Annotated in this window: 20 protein-coding genes; 4 read left to right on the forward strand and 16 right to left on the reverse strand. The window is 37.5% G+C overall.

All coding sequences use genetic code 11. From position 1 onward, the window contains the following. Nucleotides 1-8: 8 nt before the first annotated feature. Nucleotides 9-908, forward strand: coding sequence for a LysR family transcriptional regulator (locus tag H4J54_RS03380; protein WP_182189543.1), 900 nt, complete (start codon nt 9-11; stop codon nt 906-908). A gap of 104 nt (nt 909-1,012) precedes the next feature. Here the strand turns inward: H4J54_RS03380 and H4J54_RS03385 are convergent, their stop codons facing one another. The 4 genes from H4J54_RS03385 to H4J54_RS03400 all read right to left on the reverse strand — a co-directional run bounded on the left by H4J54_RS03385 (nt 1,013) and on the right by H4J54_RS03400 (nt 7,643). Further along, nucleotides 1,013-2,221 carry a hypothetical protein gene (locus tag H4J54_RS03385; RefSeq protein ID WP_182189544.1) on the reverse strand — a complete coding sequence of 403 codons (1,209 nt, stop codon included), beginning with the start codon at nt 2,219-2,221 and terminating at the stop codon, nt 1,013-1,015. Nucleotides 2,222-2,232: 11 nt separating this feature from the next. Beyond that, on the reverse strand, nt 2,233-2,868 hold the full coding sequence (locus H4J54_RS03390; RefSeq protein WP_182189545.1) for a condensin complex protein MksE: 636 nt from the start codon (nt 2,866-2,868) through the stop codon (nt 2,233-2,235). Further along, nucleotides 2,865-6,536: an ATP-binding protein gene (locus H4J54_RS03395; RefSeq protein ID WP_182189546.1), complete on the reverse strand. Its 3,672-nt coding sequence runs from the start codon at nt 6,534-6,536 to the stop codon at nt 2,865-2,867. The genes H4J54_RS03390 and H4J54_RS03395 overlap by 4 nt, the downstream gene beginning before the upstream one ends. Nucleotides 6,537-7,094: 558 nt before the next feature. Next, nucleotides 7,095-7,643: a nitroreductase family protein gene (locus tag H4J54_RS03400; protein ID WP_182189547.1), complete on the reverse strand. Its 549-nt coding sequence runs from the start codon at nt 7,641-7,643 to the stop codon at nt 7,095-7,097. A 338-nt stretch (nt 7,644-7,981) separates the two neighbouring features. Here H4J54_RS03400 and sppA point away from each other — a divergent pair, with 338 nt between their 5' ends. Together sppA and ansA are read left to right on the forward strand one after the other, a co-directional pair. Further along, the gene (gene sppA / locus H4J54_RS03405; RefSeq protein ID WP_182189548.1) at nt 7,982-9,844 is read left to right on the forward strand and encodes a signal peptide peptidase SppA; all 1,863 of its coding nucleotides are present in this window, start codon (nt 7,982-7,984) and stop codon (nt 9,842-9,844) included. A 160-nt stretch (nt 9,845-10,004) separates the two neighbouring features. Further along, nucleotides 10,005-11,009 carry an asparaginase gene (ansA, locus tag H4J54_RS03410; protein WP_182189549.1) on the forward strand — a complete coding sequence of 335 codons (1,005 nt, stop codon included), beginning with the start codon at nt 10,005-10,007 and terminating at the stop codon, nt 11,007-11,009. Nucleotides 11,010-11,376: 367 nt separating this feature from the next. Here the strand turns inward: ansA and H4J54_RS03415 are convergent, their stop codons facing one another. The 11 genes from H4J54_RS03415 to H4J54_RS03465 form a co-directional block, all read right to left on the reverse strand. Further along, nucleotides 11,377-14,238 (reverse strand): DUF349 domain-containing protein, encoded by a 2,862-nt coding sequence (locus H4J54_RS03415; RefSeq protein ID WP_182189550.1) that lies wholly within the window; start codon nt 14,236-14,238, stop codon nt 11,377-11,379. Continuing rightward, a complete protein-coding gene (locus tag H4J54_RS03420) occupies nt 14,235-14,519 on the reverse strand; it encodes a YeaC family protein (RefSeq protein WP_182189551.1) in 285 nt (94 codons plus the stop codon). The genes H4J54_RS03415 and H4J54_RS03420 overlap by 4 nt, the downstream gene beginning before the upstream one ends. A gap of 25 nt (nt 14,520-14,544) precedes the next feature. Continuing rightward, the gene (locus tag H4J54_RS03425; protein WP_182189552.1) at nt 14,545-14,874 is read right to left on the reverse strand and encodes a zinc ribbon domain-containing protein; all 330 of its coding nucleotides are present in this window, start codon (nt 14,872-14,874) and stop codon (nt 14,545-14,547) included. A gap of 77 nt (nt 14,875-14,951) precedes the next feature. Beyond that, nucleotides 14,952-16,448 carry a sodium:alanine symporter family protein gene (locus H4J54_RS03430; RefSeq protein WP_182189553.1) on the reverse strand — a complete coding sequence of 499 codons (1,497 nt, stop codon included), beginning with the start codon at nt 16,446-16,448 and terminating at the stop codon, nt 14,952-14,954. A gap of 262 nt (nt 16,449-16,710) precedes the next feature. Then, nucleotides 16,711-17,838, reverse strand: coding sequence for a carboxypeptidase family protein (locus H4J54_RS03435; protein WP_182189554.1), 1,128 nt, complete (start codon nt 17,836-17,838; stop codon nt 16,711-16,713). A gap of 65 nt (nt 17,839-17,903) precedes the next feature. Next, complete coding sequence (locus tag H4J54_RS03440) at nt 17,904-18,404, reverse strand: TlpA disulfide reductase family protein (RefSeq protein ID WP_259367392.1); 501 nt, start codon at nt 18,402-18,404, stop codon at nt 17,904-17,906. Between the two features lie 279 nt (nt 18,405-18,683). Continuing rightward, a complete protein-coding gene (gene minE, locus H4J54_RS03445) occupies nt 18,684-18,962 on the reverse strand; it encodes a cell division topological specificity factor MinE (protein ID WP_182189555.1) in 279 nt (92 codons plus the stop codon). A 4-nt stretch (nt 18,963-18,966) separates the two neighbouring features. Continuing rightward, nucleotides 18,967-19,779, reverse strand: a complete 813-nt coding sequence (gene minD, locus H4J54_RS03450; protein WP_182189556.1) for a septum site-determining protein MinD — start codon at nt 19,777-19,779, stop codon at nt 18,967-18,969. A 28-nt stretch (nt 19,780-19,807) separates the two neighbouring features. Next, complete coding sequence (gene minC, locus H4J54_RS03455; protein WP_182189557.1) at nt 19,808-20,515, reverse strand: septum site-determining protein MinC; 708 nt, start codon at nt 20,513-20,515, stop codon at nt 19,808-19,810. Nucleotides 20,516-20,674: 159 nt separating this feature from the next. Continuing rightward, entirely contained in the window at nt 20,675-20,956 is a 282-nt protein-coding gene (locus H4J54_RS03460) for a cell division protein ZapA (RefSeq protein WP_182189558.1), read from the reverse strand. Then, entirely contained in the window at nt 20,956-21,186 is a 231-nt protein-coding gene (locus tag H4J54_RS03465) for a DUF904 domain-containing protein (protein ID WP_182189559.1), read from the reverse strand. Before H4J54_RS03465 ends, H4J54_RS03460 begins: the two co-directional genes overlap by 1 nt. Before the next feature lie 741 nt (nt 21,187-21,927). On the opposite strand from H4J54_RS03465, the gene H4J54_RS03470 reads away from it, so the two are divergent. Then, a complete protein-coding gene (locus H4J54_RS03470; RefSeq protein ID WP_182189560.1) occupies nt 21,928-24,057 on the forward strand; it encodes a S9 family peptidase in 2,130 nt (709 codons plus the stop codon). Between the two features lie 299 nt (nt 24,058-24,356). On the opposite strand, the gene trxC is transcribed toward H4J54_RS03470, so the two are convergent. Next, nucleotides 24,357-24,803, reverse strand: a complete 447-nt coding sequence (gene trxC, locus H4J54_RS03475) for a thioredoxin TrxC (protein WP_182189561.1) — start codon at nt 24,801-24,803, stop codon at nt 24,357-24,359. Between the last annotated feature and the right edge of the window lie 28 nt (nt 24,804-24,831).

A 24,831-nucleotide genomic window follows, 5' to 3' on the forward strand; every position in this document is an offset into this window, starting at 1 on the left:
ATACAAAAATGAGTGGTATTAATAGACTAGACATTAAACAACTGCGCGTATTACAGCTATTACTTCAGGAAAGAAATTTGTCAAAAGTGGCTCATATTATGGGCTTAACTCAACAAGCGATTAGTGAGCAACTGAAAAAAATTAGACATACCTTTGATGATGAAATGTTTATACGCACCAGTAATGGCGTAATTCCAACGCAAGTTGCAGAAAAGATGGAACATCGGGTAAATCAGATATTGGCGGATATCGACAACTTAATTACCGGCGAAAAATTTAACCCGGCTGAGCTTTCAGGAATATTACAAATAAGTTCATCGGACTATGCTCTAGTCACCATTCTTCCCATGTTATTAACGCAAGTGAATGCGTTAGCGCCAAACCTAAAAGTGATCATCAGGGATTTTGAGTCGGATAATTTAAATCAACTGATGGTGACGGGTGAGCTTGATCTTGTGTTTACTTTTCCTGAGTTTATTCCTGACAACTACCCGAACAAGCGTTTATTTGAAGATCATCATGTATGCGTAACAGGGAATAATTCAATTTATCGCGGGAAAAAATATAGCTTGTTAGAACTAGCGCAGCTGCCACAAATTGTTATCTCACCTTCAAGACCTAATTTAAAAGGCTCACATGACTCTTGGTTTGCTAAAAAAGGATTAAAAAGACATATACTTATGTCAGTGCCTAGCTTCTCTGCTGCATCAACCATTATTGAAGCGACCAACACCATTGCATTTTTACCATCGAGACTATTACCAGATCCTAAGTTAGACGTGATAGAAATTGAACAAAACCCACCAAAATTTGACGTTATTGTTGCCTGGCATCAACGCTCAAATAATAATCCGTTACACCTGTGGTTATTGGGCTTACTGGATAATATTTTCTGCTCTGCTGAATAAATAGATCAACAGAAATTTAAGACGCTATACTATTAGCTTGACTCATTAATTATGATTTATAGTGTTGGTAAATTAGGCGACAAGCATGCTGAAGCCTTATTTTGTTAATGATTGAAGTGTATTGAAATATCTTTAATATCAAAGTTACCGTTAAATGATTTTGAATAGTTACCCAGGGGTTTAAAGATGAAAAACTTACTTTTTTCTGCGGGTAATCTTAAAATTTCAGTATAGATAGCATCTAAAAATAATTGCGGTTTACATTCAGGTTGTAGTTGTTGGTAAATGTTATTCACTAAGACTTTATCGCCTGGTGTTTTGATTAACGCTAACAGTATATCTTCTAGCCACTTTGCGCCTATGGGTGTTTCAACTGCTTTTTCAACATTGTCTTGTGTCATATCAAGAGAAGAATTATTGTCCCTTTCTTTTTTAAAGCGTTCACCTTCCTCTAAGTTAAGCGATTGTGCCAGATCGATTAAATCATTGCGGGTTAGTAAACTCGACTCGTCAGGATAAACATCGATGTTCATTGCTTTAACTAAGTTGGTGATGTTTGGCGGCATGCTAATGTCTTCAACACTGATAAGATCACTAAAGTCATGATCGGTTTTTGTGTCGAAGTATTGTTTAAATTGCCTAACAAGTTTACTTCTACCTTCCAGTTTTCTAAAGCCAATCAACAAGGCTTGCATCAGTGTCAGTGCATTAATGAGTTCTTTAATCGCACTTTGTTTACCACCAAATAAGTCGTTATTAATAATGGAACGCAGTCGTAAATCTGTGATAGGCCTTTCCAATAGTTCTGCTTCATCAATAATATTTAACGCTTGTCTAAGAGTTCTTGCTTCTGCAATGGCTTGCTCGTTTTCTTTACGCTTTGCCGATATTGAATGTACATAACCAAATTGATTTTCAATACGGTTTCTTAATTCTTGTATGTTGTTGTTTATACCATCGAGTAATTGATAGATAGCGTCAATGACCAGTCTTTTATACATATCGCTGTCACTGTAAGCGCCCAGGGTATTTGAGTGGTTTAATTGATTTATATTAAATAAAATACTGCGCCAATAGCCACCCACATCCAAATTAATAGCCAGTGTTCTTTCTGTTTTAAGCGCATTTTCTAAGAAATTTTGAAAGGCACTGCTAAGTCTTATACTGCCTGAGGCGGTTTCAAAAGCCAGATTATAATTGTGAAGTTCATCAAAACCTTTCAGGGCTTCTTCAGTAGGCGGAAGTACTCCCTCGGTTATAATGGTATCGATGGTTGCCGCATGCTTTGCTAACATACGAAACATTTTTTTCATGGCACCCGACATTATATCAAATCATCCTGTGCTGGCTCATCTAAGTCGATGTCATCAAATTTCTCAGCTTGATAAGTCATAATAAATTCCATCAAGTTAATGTAGTAGGCAAGCTTACCCGTACAAAGATAGATATCTATCTTGGGTTCAATTTGCTTTAAAATTTCAGTTTTAACTAGGCTATTAATCAATTGTTTGGTTTTATCAAAAACACTGCCTTTTAACTGACCTTTTATCTGGATAATGATCCGGTCTAATGATTTTAACAGTGATTTATCGTTTTCAATTTTACTGACAATTTGAGCTAGGTGAATTTCATCACCGGTATAGAGTGAATGTTCGTCATTACTCACGCGCATCATTAAACTTAGAAACTCAACCACTGGCCTTATTTCTTGCTGAGTTTGCTTAAATACTGCTCTTGACGCTCGCCTTCTATCCGGGGTCATAGACTCGTAGGAGGCATAATAAAATTCGTGGTCGATATGAGATAATGTTTTGCCGGTTTGATACAAGTAAGTCTGTACACGCTCTCTGTTGATATCTGAGCTTAGAAAGTCGTAACTTGTAGCACAGGTTATCGGGCAAATAAATTTACCGGCTAAAAGTGACTCTACTGTGTTTGTGAACACTTCATCAAAAATCATGATGGGGTACCTACTGCACTGGTTTGTGCGGCACTTATTGCTTTAAGCAAAGGATCATCGTTAGCGGTGATTTGTTCAAACCTATTTTTCGGTTTATTAATAAAGTAGCGCTTGTGATAAACCCCCATGAAGTTATTATCTGCATTAGGAATAGCGGTAAAAATGGTATCTTTTTCTTTATCAAACATCGCGAATAGTGAGTCGACGTTTTCAACTGAGATTTCACCTAATTCATCAACGCCATATAAAATATCAACATTTTGTGTCCCTTTGATCATAGAGCCTAATGAAGTGGTAAACGCCAGCAGAATTAAGTAACTCATGCCATTAGAAGATATGTCTTTTAAATCATTACCTGAACGCGCGATTTTTTTTTCATTGTTGACGACCGCTTCAAAAGAAATATCGTATAAATTAGAGTGCCTCTCTACCAATTTGTTATGGGTAAATTTCGTCAAAACTTCTGACATAGCAACGCCATAACTTTCAGGAGGTAGGCTTTGTTGATTGTTTTTACTCCAAGCTTCATAGGTTTTTTTAAATGATTTTAAGGCCGAAAATACTTCGTGAGATTCGAGTAAAGGTGTCAGGTTAATTGATATTTTACCTAAGGCGCTAAAAACAGTTTTTTTCTCTAAGTAGCTATTAACTCTTAAGCTAAAAGCATTAATATCAGATTCATAACGTTTGAGCTGATCATAAAAACCAGATAATTCCATCCCCCGTAGCGCCGCATTCTCGATAATTAAATCACGTACTTCATTAATGACTAAGGGTAACTCTTTGACAATATAATCTGAAATAAGCCTGAGATTAGGATCTATCTCCAAGGCATTACTTTTCATATCGATGGATTTTTTTATCGCACTATTCAAGTGGATATTCATTTGGGAGATAACTTGTTCGGCATAACCTTTAATGCTTTTTAATGCCTTACGATGACTTTTTAATATGTTATCTAATTCACCGCAAATGGTTTCAAATGAATGGGGTTGTGCCGTGTCAAAAGCTTGCTCAAATTCGCCTAATCGGTTGGTTAAGCGTAAGGCCATTTCGTGCTGTTGACTAACCTTTGACAGCTTAACCGTAATCGCGTCTCGGTTGAGGATAAAAGCCGCTTTACGGGCTTTAATCCTGTCAGTAAGTTCAGTAAGTGATTGAGTCAGGTTTGTTACCCCTTGCGAAGCCTTAAATGATTTATCATTAAGGCTGTCAAGTTGGCTATAGCTGTTGCTCATAAAAGCGTTGTAACTACTAATGATACCTGGAGCATTTTTTAATCGGCTAAGTTGTTTTTCTAACGTGACTATTTCATTATCAAGTTTGTTTAGCGATTCAGTATCAATATTTTTATCATTTAATTGATTTTTTTCATCCGCGGCTAAGCGGCTAATCGCTAAGCTATATTCAGTAGTGTTTTGGCTTGATTTTTCTTCTGTCTGCTTGATATAACCTTCTAGTTCAACATTTTGCCCCATATGTTGTTCTTGTAAACTTCGAATACGGTCTAAGTGCTGTTGATTAATCTGACTTAGCTTGTCTTTATTTTCTCGACCCAGTTTACTCAGGGCATTGTTAAGCGCTTTAGCTTCAGTCTCTAAAACTAACTTGGCTTGTTCAATGGCATTTTTTTGTTCAATGTTAAGCTGATTGATATTGGCATTAATAGATTCAAGTAATTGCTGCTTTAACGCTATTTTAGCTTTAATCTTAATAAGGTCTTGTTGCAGCGCACTTTGCTCGTTGGCAATGGCTTTAACTTTGCCTGACAGTTTTTCTTTTGTCTCATTTAATTGCAAAATATGCTGGTCAATTTGTTCAATTTCGGCGCTAATAGTGTCACTTGTTTTGGCAAAATCATTATAAACACGGTCCCAATCTAGCGTTAAGCCTTTGAAGTTATTTTTTGAGCCTTCAGCGCTAAAATCAGGGTTAAGATGGGTTGACGCTAATACCGCTGGTGCAAGAAACTTACCTATACTTTCAGACCAGTCATCGACATTGTTCACTAAGAACTCATGCAGCGAATTTTTTGCCGGATTGAGTAAGTGCTCTAAGTCATTTTTTGCTGATACCTTAGTTTTTATTTTGTTGGCGGTATCGGCCATTTCGCTCAGTATTTTATCCGTTTGTATCGCACTATTTTGCGCTTGTCGCTCAAAGTCGATTGCTTGCCTTGAGTCTGCGTTAAGCGCTTCGTTTGCCCGTTGCAATTCCTGTTGTGCTAAATTAATTTGTGCCCTTGCTTCCTTACTGACGTCAACACTTTGTAATTTAAAATGACAATGGCTGAGTTTATTTTCATAATCGGCAGAAAGTTGCTGTAATTGATTTTCATTCTCTGAGATGGCAGTTTTTAGATCATATCCCGCTTCGCTCATTACCCTGTTTTGTTTTACTCTAATCTCGCTATATTCAGCATTGGCGACGCTAAGCTGGCTACTCAGTTGATCTTTTAAGTTATAAAACTGTGCTTGTCGTTTAGATTTAAGTTTGTCGAATTTCGCGGTAATGTTTTGAGCTTCGTCAAGTAAATTTGCTTTTTCAACACTGGCATTGTCAAGTTGTGCTTGATAATGATCAATATTGGCATAGTCACTTTTTAAGCTGCCAACATCTTTATCTTCCCAGGAAATTTTTTCAGCTTCAATGGTCTCTATTTGCCTTTTGGCGCCGTCAACTATACGATTATTTTCACTTATTTGATCGGCTAAGCTATTTTTTTCATCTGAAGTTTTTAAGTTTGCAGTCGAGTTTTCAGTATTTAATGCCGCAAGCTCAAGCGTTAGCGCTTTAAGTGAATAATCGAATTGTTCAGTATAGGCTAACAAGTTATGTTTATATTCAGCCAAGATGGCTTCAGAATTTTCTGCCGTATAAAGAGATTTGGATAATTTGGGTAATATGCTACTGGCTAAATCATCATAAGTCCGAAGCGCGTTATAATCGGTTTTCCAGATAGATAGACTCGCTACGTCCATAGTAAACTCAAGTTCATTTTTACCGCCATTGAGCATAATAGACGATAGCAGTTCTTTAATACGTTTAAAGTCCGTGTTGCGCTCTAATGCAGCACCCACCACGGTATTGAGCATTGATAAATTTTTGCCCGGTGCGGCAAGAGAAAACCTATGCTTTGCTTCTGTCAGATCCTTGTCACTAAATACTGCCGTACCAAGAATAATTTTTTGATAATGTGATGGCGAAGATACTGCTTTAACAGGCACCTGCTTTAAATGGAAATGACGATATATGTTTGTACAGGGAATTAAATTTAGTGTGCCATCTGGCGAAGGCTCGGCCGTGTAATCGGCAAGTTCAAACGGCTTATCTACAAATAGGTAGTTTATACTTTCGTTCTTACTAAAACACACGGCTTGCTTAATACCTGAGTGCGTTTGATATTCAAAAACAATATAGCTGGTCAGTCTAGGTAGGTAATAGTTTACAAAAGACTCTCTGATTTTACCCCGTACTTTAACAACATCACCGGGAGCATCAGCAAAGAATATTCTGACCAGTTTTAAAAAGGTCGTTTTGCCCGCCGCATTAGTGCCACTGAGATTAGTATGGCCACTAACGTCAACCTCAACCCTTTTCCCCTTAAAGTAGCTATCAATCAAAATTATGCGTAATAGTTTGCTACTTGGTGCAACTTTCAAGGTCATTTATCTTCCTATTGACGGTATTATTTATGCTTTGATCTGCTGGTGATTAGTGTAATACGACTGGCTCATTGATACCATGGCGCGAGCAGAGAATATTGAGTTTGGCTTTGCACTATGGCTAAAATCTGCGCTGTATTAGATGCTGTTTTAACCTTTTGGAGCAGTGGTCATTATCTGCTATAAGAAACTTAGCGCTTGGTTTATGATCATTAAATTAGACGGTAAACAATCTAAGAGCACAAGATACCTGAAACTATGATATGAAGATGATAATAAACTGGTTACTTGATGCAATTATCCCAGGATATCGCAGGAGCGAAAACTAGTGATATTTATATCATTGGATGAAAAGCTAAAGATGACATTAATGCAGGTCTTGTAAGGAGTAAAGAGTAAATTATCAAGGTATTAAAAGATATTGACACTTTATTGCTAGAAATAAAAACCTTTGAAAATAGTCAGCCTTATTGTATTAGCATAGCAATAAGACTGTTAATTAGGCACTTGACTAGGAGATAGCTCGATAACTATTCACTGCTGCGAAAGTAACAAGCAGAATTAAAAATAGTTCACATAATCGTCGAATTCTCTAGCTTTTTTCACGGGTAATTCTTTCGACTTTTCACCGATATAGAGAAAACCAACAATTTCCTCATGTAGCTCAATGTTTAAACGCTCTTTGACTAAAGGATGGTAACTCATTTCACCCGTGCGCCACACAGCACCTAGATTTAAGGCGCTTGCTGCCATCTGCATTGCATGCACTGTACACCCTGCCGCTATTAACTGTTCTTGTTTTGGCACTTTAACGTGTTGATGAAACTTAGTACTAATCACAATAATTAAAGGCGCACGAAAAGGCATTTTAGCTGCTTTTTCTACTTTAAGCTCATCGCCGCCGTCACTGATCGCCGCTGATTTGAACGCTTTACTAAGCTTTGTTAGGCCCTCATCTTTTACAATAGTGAACCGCCATGGTGTTAAACCTGCATGGTCAGGGACGCGCATGCCGGCCTTAAGAATATTACTAATGCCGTGCTCATCAGGACTATTTCCATGTAAATAAGGATTAGACTGACGAGTATGTAAAAATTCCAAAACGTTCATAAAACTGTAAATTCCTGTTGTTTCGTTCTTTAGGGTTTAATGACTAATGGCTTGTTCAATACCGCAATCAAGTTCAGTACATTTAAACGCTATCTCCTTGTAATTATATATTAACATTAATTTGTCATTGAAATAATACAAGTTAATACTTTTATTAAAATCTGTATACGAAATAACTTATAAATCGGATCAGCAATACTTATAGGAGAACGTGATCAGCGATAATTTATTTCAATTATCTAAAAAACAAAAATATTTACAATTACGACTACTTAAGCGAGACAATTTTCAGTAGCATATGGCTATCTAATACTAAAGCAAACTATAGACAGCGTTTTATGAAAGAAAAAAAGAGTACGATAGCAAGAATAACCTTAGGGCTATTTAGCTTGCTCAATACCTCACGAAAAATCATTATTAATTTAGTGTTTTTTACTCTGTTATTGATTTTTATTATCGCTATTAGCCGTGATGAAAAAAATATTACCGTAGAACCAGGATCAGCGCTGATATTAAATATACGTGGTGATATTGTTGAGCAAAAACATTATATTGACCCAATGGACGCTTTTATTAGCGAAGCACTTGAACAACCTAATACCGCCAATGAAGTACTGTTAACTGATATATTATCTGTTATCAAACAGGCAGCCACTGATGAGCGTATTAGTATGATAGTGCTAGATCTAGAAAATATGCAAGGCTCTGGCATTACTAAACTCAGTGATATAGCCAAAGCATTAACAGAATTTAAAAGTCAGGGTAAACAAATAATCGCTATTGGTGAGCAATACAGCCAAGACCAGTATTACTTGGCCAGTTATGCAGATGATATTTGGCTTAATCCCAAAGGTTGGATGTTATTAGACGGTTATGGACGTTATCAACTTTACTTTAAATCTGCTTTGGAAAAGCTTTCCATTAGCCAGCATATTTTTCGTGTTGGCACTTATAAATCTGCGGTTGAACCTTATATTCGCGACAGTATGTCAGCTGCAGCTAAAGAAGCTAACCAATTGTGGTTAACCGATCTATGGCAGCAATATAAAATTGATGTCGCCCAACAGCGCAATTTTGCAGTCAGTAATTTTGATGAAAACATTGATGTGTTAGTCACCAAGCTAAAAGCAGCTAATGGCAACATTGCCGAGTATGCTTTAGCCAACAACTGGGTTGATGCATTAAAAACACGAGAACAGATGAAGCAAGATTTGATCAAGCTGGTTGGCAGTAACGGCGATAAAGGTTATAAAAATATAGCATTTGATGATTATTTAACGCTGTTTAACTCAAATACCTTAATGGAAAGTACCAGCACCAATAAGGTTGCCGTTATCGTAGCCAAAGGCACAATTTTAACAGGTAACCAAAAACCCGGTACCATTGGTGGCACAAGTACCGCCGCTTTATTACGCCAAGCCCGTGACAATGAAAATGTTAAAGCCGTGGTACTTCGTGTTGATAGCCCAGGTGGTAGCGCATACGCTTCAGAAATTATCCGCCAAGAAGTCGAATTATTAAAAGCGGCCGGCAAACCTGTGGTGGCTTCAATGGGGACTTATGCCGCTTCAGGGGGTTATTGGATATCTGCCCCTGCTGATAAAATTTATGCATCACCTACCACTATTACTGGTTCAATTGGCATATTTGGCTTTTTTATGACCTTTGAAAATACCTTAAGTAAATTAGGTATTTATACCGATGGTGTTGGCACCACAGATATTGCTGGTTTTGGCATCACACGTGAGTTAACTCCAGGTATGGCTAATATTATACAATTAAATATCGAACGGGGTTATCGCGACTTTGTTGAATTAGTGGCCAATAATAGACAGATGACAACAGCGCAAGTTGATGCTATTGCTCAAGGCCGCGTATGGTCAGGATCGAAAGCGTTAGAACTAGGTTTAGTTGATGCCCTGGGCGATCTTGAAAACGCTATTGAAGCAGCAGCCCAACTAGCAAATTTAGAAGATTACGATAGGCTTTTAATTGAAAAAGAAAAAAGCCCCCGTACGCTGTTCTTACAAAGCTTACTTGGACAAGTGTCAATATTTTTTGGCCAACCAACAGAGAACCATTACAGTGAAAATAAGCTCACTAGTCTTATTAGCACACTGTCACTTGAACTTAAGCAACTAGCACAATTAAATGATCCTCAAGGTATTTATTCATTTTGCCTTGCCTGTGAAGTTGAATAATTATTTAACTTAATCAAGCTATATAAGCCTCGAATTCTCGGGGCTTTTTTTATCGCTAGCTAGCCGTTTTACTGGTGTGCTTTGTGTTACAATCTCGAGCAATTTCATCACTTTGTTGGCACTATTACTTTATGCCAATTTCTATATTAAGACTTAAGCTATGAGAAAACGCATATATATCGCTTATACCGGTGGTACCATAGGTATGAAGCCGAGCGAAAATGGTTACATTCCACAGAAGCAGCATTTAACCGACGCGATAATGAAAGCGCCTGATTTTCATCGTGAAGAAATGCCAGAATTTACCATTAATGAATATGACCCATTGATTGACTCATCAAATATGTCACCCTCAGATTGGCAACATATTGCTGATGATATCAAAAAAAATTATAATGAATATGACGGTTTTGTCGTATTGCATGGCACAGACACCATGGCTTACACGAGTTCTGCGCTTTCATTTATGTTGGAGAATTTAGCTAAGCCTGTCATTGTTACGGGCTCGCAAATACCTTTTAGCCAATTACGTTCAGACGGCCAAGAAAACCTACTAAATTCATTATATATTGCCGCTAACTTTCCTATTAATGAAGTAGGCCTATATTTTAATAATAGGCTTTTTCGAGGTAATCGCAGTATAAAAGCTTATGCCGATGGCTTTAATGCCTTTGATTCGCCAAACTTACCCCCTTTGCTAGAAGCGGGTATTAACATTAAGTTAATCGAAGGGAAAATTTCAACGCCAGTATCTCAACCCTTAACACTAGCGCAAATTACGCCTCAACCTATTGGTGTTGTACATTTATATCCTGGTATATCAGTAGAGCTGATTAAAAATATCATTAAACAACCGGTCAAAGCGTTAATAATTCGTAGCTATGGTGTCGGTAATGCGCCACAAAATCAGGCGATGTTAGATTGTTTAAAGCAAGCCAATGATGATGGAATTGTTATTGTTAATTGTAGTCAGTGTATTAAAGGCACAGTCAATATGAAAGGCTATGCAACCGGTAATGCCTTGAGTGAAATAGGCGTTATTAGTGGTCATGATATGACTTTAGAAGCGACATTAACTAAGTTGCATTACTTATTGAGTAAAGGGTACAGCCAAGAAAAAATTTGCCAATTATTGGAAGTGAGTTTACGCGGCGAATTAAGTTAATCACTGGCAGCGATTAACTATCAAGGATAAAAAATCGGCTCTGTTATCGTTAATTGTTGTCGACACAATACCTCGTGAAAAAGTAATATTGGCTGCAAATGCTTTTTCGCCCTCCTATCCATCACACGCTTAACGTTTGATGGATTAAAGTGGCACTTCAGTACAACAAATTAAATGCAATTAAACTGTTATTAACAAAAATGCCAAACGCTATATTACTCCCCGTAAAAGCAATTTTGGCTAACAGAGTTATTTTCTCTCTAACCCTTTAAGTAGCAAACTTGATAACCTAACATCAGTATGTGTGGAACCAAAAAAAAATCAGCAATTAATTGCTGATTTTTTGTAGTCGGACTATAAAACTATCTTATTGAAAAATAGGTTTTATCCTTTCTAGTAACCCAAGGTCTTGTTGAGTCAATTTTCCTAACATTAACCACTGAGAAAACTTAGCAGGTAAATCAATCGCTGTACCTGACGACATTTGCGCTTGCATTAAACTGACTTGCACTGTCATGCGCTGTTGTTGTAAATTACTTGGCGAAGGATTACCTGATAAAATTTCAAGCTCTAACGTTGCATCTTCTCGATTAAAATGTGTGGTGTTATTCGCTAATTCTTTTAACTTTTTCTGCCAAGAAGCTGTTAGCTGTAGATATTCTTTATGCTCAGTAAAACTTTCTTCATTACTGATACTTTCTTCAAGGGTCAAAAATAAATAACCCCATTGGCGTTTTTCATCAGCAAGTTTACAATCAACAATTCTCTGGGCAATGGTTTTTTCTTTAGCGCTAATTTGTTTTTCGAGATTCAACATTTTTGGCTTTTGTTGCGCAACATCTTTATTTAACACTTGCAGCGCTTGCTCAAACATCTGCAGATCGTTTAATTGTGTTACTTGAGCAAATTGTTCTTCAAGTGTTTTTAAAACACCTTCGAGTTCTGAGGCCCTAGCTGAAGTGGCTGACTTTTCAAGTACATTTTGTTGTGCTCGTTTAGCAAAAATATCATCATTAATTTTTCTAAAATTTTGCCATAGTTTATTTTCTACTTTTGGTCCGGCATAACCCGTGTTGCGCCATTGTGTTTGCAAGGTTTTAACTTGCGTAACTGCGCTAACAACATCTTCTGTCGCCAATAATTTTTCAGCCTCAGTAATGAGTTGCTGCTTTAAGGCTTTATTTTCTTGGTGAAAGACTTTAATTGCAGATTTTATTGGCTGTAACGTGAGATTAAATTGGTTATTAATCTCTTGATAAACATCTCGATCAACCTGGCCGGCACTTTGCCATTGTTTTATCAGTTGATTTAATGCGACTTCTAAGGTTTTATAATCAACCGTCGGACTCTCATCGTTAGTGTTTTTACCACCACTGAGTTGCTCGTTAAGTAATTTTGCCTGTTCGACAAATGATTCGCGAGTGATCAAGTGCTGCGCTCTTAACTTTTCTTGCTCGGCAAAAAATAAGCGACAAGGGGTGAACGCTGTTTCACATAGTTGATTAAATTCATTATTTAAACTTTTTTCTGCGTCATCATCGGCATGACCTAAACTATTCCAAATCTTACGATATTGCTTAACCTTCTCTGCCTGTTCGTTGGGATTATCGAGTGGCGTTTCAACAATCGCCTTAATGTCCGCTAATAGTTGTTGCTTGCGTGGTGTGGCAATGTAGCGTTCCCAATCAGCTAACTCGGCAATTTTTTCACTGAGTGAATCATAATCTTTTTGAATACGGTGTTGTTGCTGTTCAGCTAAAGCATTAAATAATTGCTTAGCCTTTTTGAAAACACCAAACGCTGCATTGTACTTTCCAGCAGAGATTAATCTTCTAACATCGTGAAGTTTTTTCTGTGTTATAGAAAATTCTTGTTTTTGTGCTTGTTGCAAAGGTTTTAATGCTTGGCGCCAGTTTTGCTGAATTTCATTTACCGAAATTTTAATTGAATCAGGTAAAGCACCTGAGGCATTTTTCTCAGCATGCTTCCAATCACTTAGCCATGTTTGATAAACCGGCAGTCGTTCACCCATTTCTTCAGCTGTTGTTGGTAGGGCTAACTGTGATATTTTTGAAATTAAATGCGTTGCCTCACTAACCGATTTTGCAATTTCTGGTAATTGCTGTAATTTTTTTTGTTGTTGACAGATTTTAGCAATAAATTCGTTCTGTTCATTTTTAGCTAACACTGAAACAATAATTTCGCTGGTTAATTTGTCAAATAGCGTTTGATATTGTTGCTCTTCAATTTTATCATTTTCAAAAATACTCGTGGTTAACGTTTGGTCAATAACCGCTAGTGTTTTATCAAAGTGGATACGCGCTTGCTGTTTTTGTTCATTAAGCTGACGAATAATTTCAGCTTGCACATGTTGCTCAGCTTTGGCGATAAACAATTTATCGAGTTGCGCTAAGATGGCTGATTTTTTATCTTTAAACCTTGTTATTTCAGCGGCGTCAAAACAACTAAACTCTGTCGCTAATACCTGCCATTCATCACTTAATAGTTCACGTTTATTAAGATAAGCTTGGTACTCGTATTGATCTTTGAGTGCTTGGAGCTTAGCTAAGACTAAATTTACTTTTTTGCGTAATGCTATCGGTTGTTCAATGGCAAACTGCATTTGAGCAATTTTTTCCGTCAACTGCTGTGTGATCTCAGCCTGCTGTGATTTTTTCTTTAGCTTTTCTAAAGTCTCTAAGTCAGCTACTTTTTCAATGATATAGTGTTGAACCTGTGCATTTTGCTTTTGAGTGAAGAGGTTAAGCAATAACTGAGGCTTTAATGCTAGCTTATTGCTTTGCTCGTTCACTTGATTTTTATTGGCCATTTTTTCAAATAACGCAATGATCAAATCAGCATCTTCGGTAGTTTTCAACCAGTTTTCATACAAGGCATAATGCTTGTGTTCAGCAATATAACTGAGTTTTTCTTGCTGAGAAACTTTAATGGCATCTTGATCCATTAAAATAGCGGCTACTTTGTTACTCGCATATTGCTTTACTTTCGCCATGGTATTTTCTTGGCTATGAGTTAACCAAGATTGAAAGCTAGCAAGTTTTATCAAGCCTGCACGTCGAACATTTTCATTATCGTCGTTTTTGACCAGCGCTATGATAATGTCTCGTTGCGCTGGATCATCAACGGATAAACTACTATTAATCGCTTCAACACGCACTACACTGTTTTTATGTTGCCATTTCTTTTTTAAAAATTTAGAGAAAATCATAGATTTGAAAACCTAGCAATATCATTGCTATCTAACGATGACGGGAAATCTGCACGCAGTTCATGTTTTGTTTTAATGATCATCTCACCTTTAGGACCAATAGACAGCGTTTGATCTGAGTTTAGATGCTTGGATTGATAAGCCATAGTAATTTGTACTGCACTTAATTGCTGCTCTTTATCAACCGGAGTCCCTTCTGGCCATTTACCGGTTTCAGCGGCACACTTTAAACGCAAATACATTTCTTCTGACATATTGTCGACTAACTGAATTATATCCATGAATTTCTCTTTTAGGTAATGTTGATTATGATCGGTTACGCTTTGTTAATATAAGTCTGACTCGGGTGATAAGATACAGAATAAAGCCTAAAACTGCACTGCCGATAGCCACAACATATTGCCAACTACCCGGTTGAGCATCTTGCGAATAAAGAAATAAGAAACCACCACAAAATAACAACATGGCGATAAAAGAATGATTCATCAATTGTTGCGATTTTGCCACGACACTTACACGCTTAAAACTCGCTATTTTATCTGCGTCCAACACGGTTAAATCTAACTGACAATGTTCGCACGATTTTGCTTTATCGGAAATTTTCTTCTTACATTTTGGGCAATTTATAACGGCCATATATACACCTCTTTTTCGATACTTTATTTTACCTAAAAAAAACGCCCTTGCGGGCGTTTATTTACACTAAATAACATTTATTTTTTATTTTGTTCTTCCAAACGCTGTTCCCAGAAGTCAGCATTTTTAATTTCTAGGCTTTTTGGGTCAAAAGTGTAAGTTTTAACACCGGCTTTTTGCTGTCGTTCATAATCTCTTAAGGCTTTAATCGCCGGTTTAGCCATAAAGAAAATGGCAATAATACCGACAATATTCAACCAAGCCATTAAACCAACACCAATGTCGCCTAATCCCCAAGCAGCACTTGGCTTTGCCACTGTACCGTAAAATACAGCTGACATAAGTACCAATTTAAGGACAAACCTAAGTATCGGCATTTTGACAGTTTTATTAATGTAAGAAACGTTATTTTCTGCAATAAAGTAATAAGCCAGTACAGTCGTAAAGGCAAAGAAAAATAAAGCTATTGCAATAAACGGTTTACCAAATCCGGTTAATACACTGTCCACGGCAATCTGTGTAAAAGCAGGACCATTAATAACCACATCATTAGCTAAATTGTTAACAATAAAGCTGGTTGACCCTTCAGGCATGACATTATAGGAATTAGTGATTAAAATCATAAATGCCGTTGCAGAACAAACAAATAGTGTATCAATGTAAACAGAGAAGGCTTGAACTAAGCCTTGTTGGGCGGGATGATCAACTTCAGCCGCCGCCGCCGCATGAGGGCCAGTACCCTGACCCGCTTCATTGGAATAAACACCACGTTTTACGCCCCAACCAATCGCCGCACCAAAGCCCGCCATAGGAGTGAATGCATCAGTGATAATCAACATAAAAATGTCTGGTAGTTGATCAATATGCAAAGCAATAATTGAACAGGCAATTATAATATAGGCTAACGCCATAAAAGGGACGACAACTTGGGTAAAGTTGGCTATACGTTTAACGCCACCAAAAATAATAAAACCGAGTAATAAAACAATAAATACCGCACTATAAACTTTCGTCAAAGGTAATTCACCCATGAAAGAGTTAACTGTGCCGCCACTGCCAAAAACATTGACCATAGCATCACCAATACCATTTGATTGCACAACCGGTAAAAGTACACCACAAGCTAGAATTGTCGCTAACGCAAAGATCCACGCATACCATTTTTGACCTAACGCTTTTTCTATATAATACGCTGGACCACCACGGTATTGACCATCTTCTTCTTCTTTGTATATTTGTGCATTGGTTGATTCAATATAAGCAGTCGCCGCACCTAAAAATGCCACCACCCACATCCAAAATACAGCACCGGGGCCACCAAAACCAATAGCCGCGGCAACACCGGCAATATTACCCGTACCCACACGACCAGATAACGAAACAGCGAGTGCTTGAAATGAGGATATGCCTTTTTCTGAGCTTTTACCTGACAGTAATAAACGGAACATTTCACGGAAATGACGTATTTGTACAAAACGCGTTAAAATAGAGAAGAAAACCCCTGTCCCCAAACAAAGATAGATTAAATATGGGCTCCAAATATAGCCATTAATGTTATTAACAATTTCTTGCATCCTAGACTCCTGATAATTATTATTTTTTTAAAGTTATTTTGCGTTGTAATATATACCCGAACCACTTGCCTTTAGCCAGCAAAACTAGAGAAGCAAGATTACCGCATATATGTACTTAGCTTTTGTCTAAGACAAAATCTGTACAATAACGGATAAGGGCATAACCCTTATCCTCAAATGACGCTTTAATCGGCTTACCTAGTTTACCGCTGAAATTATACTTAAATGTGGCACAGTGATAGACCTATGTTATAACTAACCACTAACGTAAGTCATCCACCACGTGGTAAATAGCGGTTAAAAAGTCTCGACCAAATAAACTACTGCGCTCATCTGACCAACCGACACTGTAGTCGGGTAATAAATTGTTGTCTTTAAATGGCATTTCAACTGTGTAGGCTAAACATTTAAATTGTTCGCCCACCCAATTAGCCGCAACCGTTAAGTTAGCTTGGCCAGGCTCGTCTTTATCGTAACCTTTGTCATCTTGAAACTCTGGTGTTATAGCTAAAAGCACATTTTTGAATTTATCTTCAAGGCCTTTAATACGCACGTTATATGAAGGAACACCTTCACTACCAGCAACAAAATTAAAAGGTAAAGCTTCATCACCATGAATATCTAGATGCATATCTACGCCTGTCGCAAGCATTTTTTCACGTACAAGATACACCTCAGGGCTATTTTCCATCGTGGGTGTTTGCCATTCACGATTTAAGTTAACACCCTTAGCATTGGTACGCAGATGGCCACGAGCTGAGCCGTCAGGATTCATGTTGGGTACTAAATAAAATACCGCACTGTTTAACAATGACCGCGCAACCCCATCGTCTTCATCTAATAAGCGATCAATAAAGCCTTCCATAAACCATTCGGCCATAGATTCACCCGGATGCTGACGTGCAGTTATCCAAATAACTTTTTTACCTTCGCCCTCTTCACCCACTTTCAATACCGACATATCACGACCATCGAGTGTTTGCCCCAATACCTGTAACTGACAATCAATATCTAATTGTGCACCGTGAATTAGGTCTTGATGACGTTCGTAACTGTAAGGTGCAAAGTAGGCAAAATAAGTCGCGTCATATTCTGGTGTGAAAGTAATAGTAAGATTTTCACCATCAAATTCTGTTGGTACACGAAACCAATGTTGGCGGTCATAAGATGCAACCGCTTGATAATCTTTCCAACCGTCAACATAAGCCGACTTGCCTGCATTAGTTAAATGCATGACATGTTCAGCGTATTCGGTATTATGAAGTTTGAAGTGAAACCATTGGTAGAATTCTGATTGATTATCTTTTTTAATGGCTAGTTGAATATTACTTGGGTCTTTTGCTGAGATAACATCGATATTACCTGAGTCAAAGTTTGCGGAAATTTGCATAAGGCCTTTTGCTCATGATTGTTTTGATGGCCTTAGTGTACACAAACCTGTAAAAGATCAGAAGCCTAAAGACTCCTTAAATACAGACCAATTTCAGAAGAATAGCCTAGAGAACGACCAATAATGGCATTTTCTCGATTTAACACATAATAACTTGGATAACCCTGCACTTGAAAGTCAGCTTTTACTGACTCATTACCCAAAGCAACCGGAAAGGTTAATTGATGATTATTAGTAAATTTTTTAACTTCCTCAAGATCGACAAAATCTAACGCGACAGCGATGACATCTATTTCAGGATTTTTTTGATAAACATTTTGCAAATTATCGATACTAAAATTACATACCTGGCACCAAGGGGCAAAAAAATAAACTATGGTCTTTTTACCCTTAGCTTCAAGCATTATATCATTATGCATCAGCGTTTTTAGTTGATGTTTAACTGGCACAATATCTGCAGTAGTAGACAGCATGCTAGTTTCTCGCCACATCGAGGTAGCATTAAAAATAACTAAAAAAACCAGTACCTGTATTAATAAACTACGCAACAAAAGAGTAACTTCCAAAAATTAACATCATAATAATTAAGACCGGTTTAGTTATTTTTTTTGTTCATCTTAATCATTAAAATATGAATAATTGGATCTAATACTTGAAATTTTCATATCAAAAAACAGATTTAGCGCCGGTTTGATAACTTTACCAAACAGAACTCTACTTTATGATCACCATAGTGCATTGTCGTTTTTAGTTTTTATCGCTATTTATCTGCTGCTTTTAGACTACTAGCCTATTAATACGCTAATAATCATTTACTAAGCGGCGGAGCCAAAAAATAATAACCTTTAGTCTGTACTCTTTTCATCATGTAATTCAATGTTGAGTTCTAAAACATTTAAATTACCCTCTTTTTTATCAAGATTTATTGAAAAACTTTCATCTGATACTTTAATATATTTACGCAAAACGTTAAGAATATCCTCAGTAAGTTGCGGTAAGTAATCAGGCTGTTTATGTCGGCTATTACGCTCGTGGGCAACAATAATTTGCAAACGCTCTTTGGCTTTTGAAGCTGTTGTTACCTGTTTTCCTTTTTTCTGTAAAAAATAATCTAATAGGGCCACGTTATTATCCTCCTCCAAACATACGAGTGAAAATGCCTTTTTTCTCGGCAACTAAAAATCTAAATTCAACCGTCTCACCTAATAAACGGTCTATAACATCCTGATAAGCTTTACCTGCATCACTTTCAACATCTAAAATTACTGGCTCGCCGGCATTTGATGCTTTGAGTACAGCTTGTGATTCTGGAATAACGCCTAACAAGGGTATTGAGAGAATATCGACAACATCTTCAACACTGAGCATTTCACCTTCTTCCACTCGTTTAGGTGAGTAACGTGTTAATAATAAATGCTCTTTTATTGGTTCTAAACCAAGCTCTGCTCTGCGTGAGCGACTCGCTAACATACCTAAAATGCGGTCAGAATCACGTACCGATGAAACTTCAGGGTTGGTTGTCACTATAGCTTCATCCGCATAATAAAGCGCCATCATCGCGCCTGCTTCAATGCCTGCAGGTGAATCACAGATAATATAATCAAAAGTTTTTGCCAGCTCTTCCAATACTTTACCAACGTTTTCTTTAGTTAATGCGTCTTTATCGCGCGTTTGTGAAGCCGGTAATATAGATAAGCTGCTAACGCGTTTATCTTTAATAAGTGCCTGGTTTAAGCTCGCTTCACCGTTAATCACATTAACAAAATCATAAACAACACGACGTTCACAGCCCATAATTAAGTCAAGATTTCGTAAACCAATATCAAAATCAATTAAAACAACTTTATGACCTTTTAATGCCAAACCAATACCAATGGCAGCACTTGATGTTGTTTTACCCACACCACCTTTGCCTGATGTAACTACTATTATGCGTGCCATAGAGCGAATTTCCTTTATGAGTTATAAATTAAATAAGTTTTGATGACGTTAATTCACTGTCAGTCAAGTGTATAAATGCGGGTGAGCCCCAATGTTGCTGCATTGACTCACTGAGCCAATAGTTACCATTAATGGAGACCAATTCAGCTTCAAGATTTTGGCAATATATTTGCGCTTTATGATGACCTTTTGCGCCAGCAATTGCTCGACCACGTAACGAACCATAGACATGAATATTACCATCGGCAATCACTTCAGCACCGGCTGAAACTGAGCCAATAACCACTAAATTTTGATCTTTAGCGTAAAGTTGCTGACCAGAGCGAACTTGGCCACGGTGGACTTTGTCAGTGTATAGGTGACATTCAGCACTAGTGGCTATTTTTGTCATACTTTCTTGTGCAATCGCCGTTTTTGTTGCGGTACTCACTTTTGTGGTGTTAACGAAAGAAAAACCAAGTTCACGAATAAGTTTGCGTTGCTCTGTCGCAACATCACCAGTAAAACCAACAAAAGTAAAGTTGAATTCTTCGATTAATGTTTTTAGCGCTTGATATTCAATGCCGCCCACAAGTTTTTCGATACTGACCACAACAGGCACTAGGTAAAAAAAATCGGGGGCTTGAGCAACTTTTTTTATTAAATCAGCACGAATATCCGCTAATGTTGAGGTTCTTAAATGTAAAACAGAAAGGGTAAAGCTTGACCCTTTAAATTCAATGCTTGCAGCAGCCATAATGAAGGTGTTCCTAAATAAAAACTCAAGGTACTTGGATGCAATTTACCTGATAAATGCAACTAAACATAATGCAACTAATAATGCAACTTGACATAAAATAACCCGTATTACTGTTATCTTACCAATAGATAGCAGTAATACTAGAAAATTAAAGTACTATAACGCACTTTTCAGTTTTAAAATCAAAGTCTCTTGCTCGTGTTGAGACAGCTTAATTTTATTATTTGCCATGAGTAGTGAATAACTTAAATTAACTGATGCCACCAATAAAGCACGCTCACTGCTCGCCGTACCTTTTTGTTTCTTAATGTCATCACACATAGCAGCAAGATTACTCGCGGCTTGCTTTAAATCCTCGACTTGTTCAGCCGGACAAAAAAATTGGTGTTGTTTGCCCATAATTTCAATGCTGATCTTTTTGGAGTCTTCAACCAACATTAACTAAGCTCTTCTACACTTTGTAATTTACCTAATAGGCTGGTTAATACACTATTTGTTTGCTTTTGTTTTTCTTCACCTTCGAGTGCTTCTAGTTGTAACATTTCGTTTTCATCGACTAGTGTTGATTTTTGTAACTCTAATTCTGCCACTTGGCTTTTTAATAGCTTATTTTTTGCAATGATCTGTTCAATCAGTTGTTCGAGTTGAGGAAGAGTATTTTCTATCATAAGGCGCTCTGGTTAACTGTAGTAAATAAAGGCGGCAAACTTAATCTAAAGTGAGGCAAAATGCTACTGTTTAGCGTAATTATTGACTTAATTTATGTAACAATTATCAACAGCGAAGATGAACAGGCAATTACGACTAAAAAACATACAGTTAGACGTAAAATTGACCAGTAATAATTACCCTTGTTCCTACGCATTACTCTGATGATATTAACGACCGCAATCAAGGGCAAAATTAGCTTAAGACTCAGTCTTTATTCTACGTTCTGCTGTGTGTTAACGTTTTCTATTGAATTTGGCGGTAGAATAAATATTTGAACGCTTTTGGAAAAATATACTAGCAACTCTTTTAACTGAATTTTTATATGAAAACCGCTAACCTTACGATTAACAGCTTTGCTATAATTGACAGTTAGAGGGTGATTGAAAAGCGACTAAGCATTTAAAGCGACATTAAACCTTATGCAAACAGTTAAGGCGCTTATCTTAATGAAATTTTTAATGAGAAGGTTTAATAATGAGAAAGTTTAATAAAAAATGATTAAACCATTAACTAATCTCATGTATAAAAGCTCGCTAGACTTGTCCATTAAATATTTTCTTTAGTTAAATACATTTGATTCATTAAGTGTGCTATTTTTTCATCGCCAAAAATGGCTAAATACCAGAGATAAAAGATCTCATCATCAATCAAAATTTCAAGCACAACTTTATACAATATCTCTTAAATAGGAGCACTTAGTGCCAACATCTTCACTTATATCAGCTAGGTCAAACAAAAAAGTTACCGCGCCAATAGCTAAAAAAATTCCACATAAAATGGCCATTCACCATCATCAACGGGTGGATAATTATTATTGGATGCGTGATGACCAGCGAATTGACGAAGAGGTATTGGCCCACCTTAATGATGAAAATGATTATGCTGATGCTATGTTAGCCGAGCAAAAGCCTTTACAGGCATTACTTTTTCAAGAGCTTAAAGCCCGAGTGGTAAAAGACGATAATACCGTGCCAGCAAAAGACGGTAAGTATTGGTATCACAGCGAAATTAGTGGCGAACAAGAATTTTCAAATTTTTATCGAGCAACTAGCTTTACTGGTGAAAACAAAACCCTGTTATTAGATGTTAATGAACGCGCCAAAGACCATGAGTTTTATGATTTAGGTGATGTCTCGATAAGTCCTAATGATCAATTAATGTCAATCTCTGAAGACACAGACAGTCGCCGTATTTACACCGTCATCTTTAAAGACTTAAACCAAGCTGTCGACTCAGCAGATATTTATTTAACAGATATTCTCGTCGAAACTGAAGGCGAAGTGGTTTGGGCTAACGACAATAAAACCCTATTCTATGTCAAAAAAGATCTAGAAACCTTGTTAGGTACGCAAGTTTATCGTCACAAATTAGGCACGGCACAATCTGATGATGTGCTCGTTTATGAAGAAAAAGATCACAGCTTTTACATGAGTTTAGATAAGAGCAGAGATGACAGTCAAATTTATATTTGTTTACACGCCACTGAATCAACACATTGTTTAGCGCTAAGTGCTGACGAGCCTGATGGCAAGTTTGTCGCTCTGTTTCCATATCAAGAGCAACACGAATACCACGCTGATAAAATGGCTGAACACTTTTACATTGTCACTAACTATCAGGCGAAAAACTTTAGATTAATGAAGGTGGCGGTTGATCAAGTTAATGATATCAATAACTGGCAAGAAGTTATTCCACATAGAGAAAATGTGCTGTTAGAAGGCATTGAATTATTTCATCACTTTATTGTGGTTACCGAACGAGAAAATGGCCAAATTCGTTTTATCGTTCACACCACACAGGGTGAAAATTCAGGTCATCAATATCCCCTGTCGTTTGACGACCCGTGCTATTTTGCTTGCTTAGGTGATAACCCTGAGCCAGAAAGTACCACGGCAAGACTCTATTATTCAAGTTTAACCACACCCGGCTCTTTATATGATTTTGACTTAGCCACTGGTGAGCGAAAGCTAATTAAACAGCAAAAAGTATTAGGCGACTTTAACAAAGAAGATTACCAGTCAGAGCGCTTATTTATTAGTGCACGTGATGGCACACAAGTACCCGTATCGCTTGTATATCGCAGCAGTAGCTTTAAAAAAGACGGCACTAACCCACTGCTACAATATGGTTATGGTGCATATGGTATTACGATAGACCCTAATTTTTCTAGTCAAACCTTAAGCTTACTCGACCGAGGTTTTGTGTACGTTATCGCCCATGTTCGTGGCTCAGAGATGCTAGGAAGAGCATGGTACGAAACCGGTAAAATGGCACATAAACAAAATACCTTTAATGACTTTATTGACGTTACCCAAGCATTGGTGGCACAAGGTTATGGCGCTAAAGATAAAATATTTGCCTCAGGCGGTAGCGCCGGCGGCTTATTAATGGGCGCTATAGCAAACCAAGCACCTGAGTTGTATTTAGGTATTGGTGCCCATGTACCCTTTTTAGACGTGTTAACGACTATGCTCGATGAAACCATACCGCTAACCACCAATGAATATGACGAATGGGGTAATCCAAACGAAGCACAAGCCTACCAGGATATTTTAGCTTATTCTCCTATTGACAATATCAGCGCGCAGCACTACCCCAATATACTGGTAACCACCGGCTTGCACGACTCACAAGTACAGTACTTTGAACCCATGAAGTGGGTAGCAAAACTGCGAGAGTTTAAAACAGATGACAACCTACTGCTATTTAAAACAGATATGGACGCGGGCCATGGCGGTGCATCAGGACGTTTTAAACGTTTAAAAGAAAGCGCCTTGGAGATGAGCTTTTTTATCTCCTTACTACCAGAAGCTGGTAATGAGATTTAAGGAGAATAAAGTTAACAAAGTAGAGTTAGTAAAGTAAGTCGTTGACCTTGTTATTCATAAGTGGGATTTTTCACTTGTGAATAACAATACCCCCTGCCCAATGCATGATCACAACTAGCACAAAAAAGACGTTTTTTATCAAGCGAATGCGTCCCAACGACTACTTGCTGTCCACCGACAATATCTCAGTAGCAAAAGGCAATATAGCAAGTGAATCTGTCATCACTTCCCTTAATATTTCACCTTAGCAGTTGCCCTTAATAAGCTTATTTAACTTCTTAACGCTAAATGTCAGATATTCAAACAGCAGGTAAGTTTTGAGCCAGCCATTGGGTAAATTGTGCTTTCGGTAAAGCCCCTGACATACGCGCAATTTCTTTACCCTGATGAAATATCATTAAAGTAGGAATTGAACGAATACTATAACCGCCCGCGGTATTTTGATTATGTTCAGTGTCTAACTTGACAAAACAAGCCTGGGTAGACATCTCGCCTGCCACTTGTTCAAAGGTAGGGGCAAACTGTTTACATGGTCCACACCATTCAGCCCAGAAGTCGACGACCACAGGTAAACCATTGTCTGTAACAAAGCGGCTAAAGTTTTTATCGCTACCCACAACAGGTTTAGTGGAAAGCACAGGTTTTCCACACTTGCCACAAACAGGTTTATTATTGAGCTTGTCTTTGGCTAGGCGATTTTTTGTACTGCAACTTGCGCAAACTATTTGAATAGGTGAATCAGACATAGTAAACCTCAGTAAAAGTGTTTTAGCA

The organism is Colwellia sp. MB3u-8 (genome assembly GCF_014076985.1).
In the GTDB taxonomy this organism is placed as follows: domain Bacteria; phylum Pseudomonadota; class Gammaproteobacteria; order Enterobacterales; family Alteromonadaceae; genus Cognaticolwellia.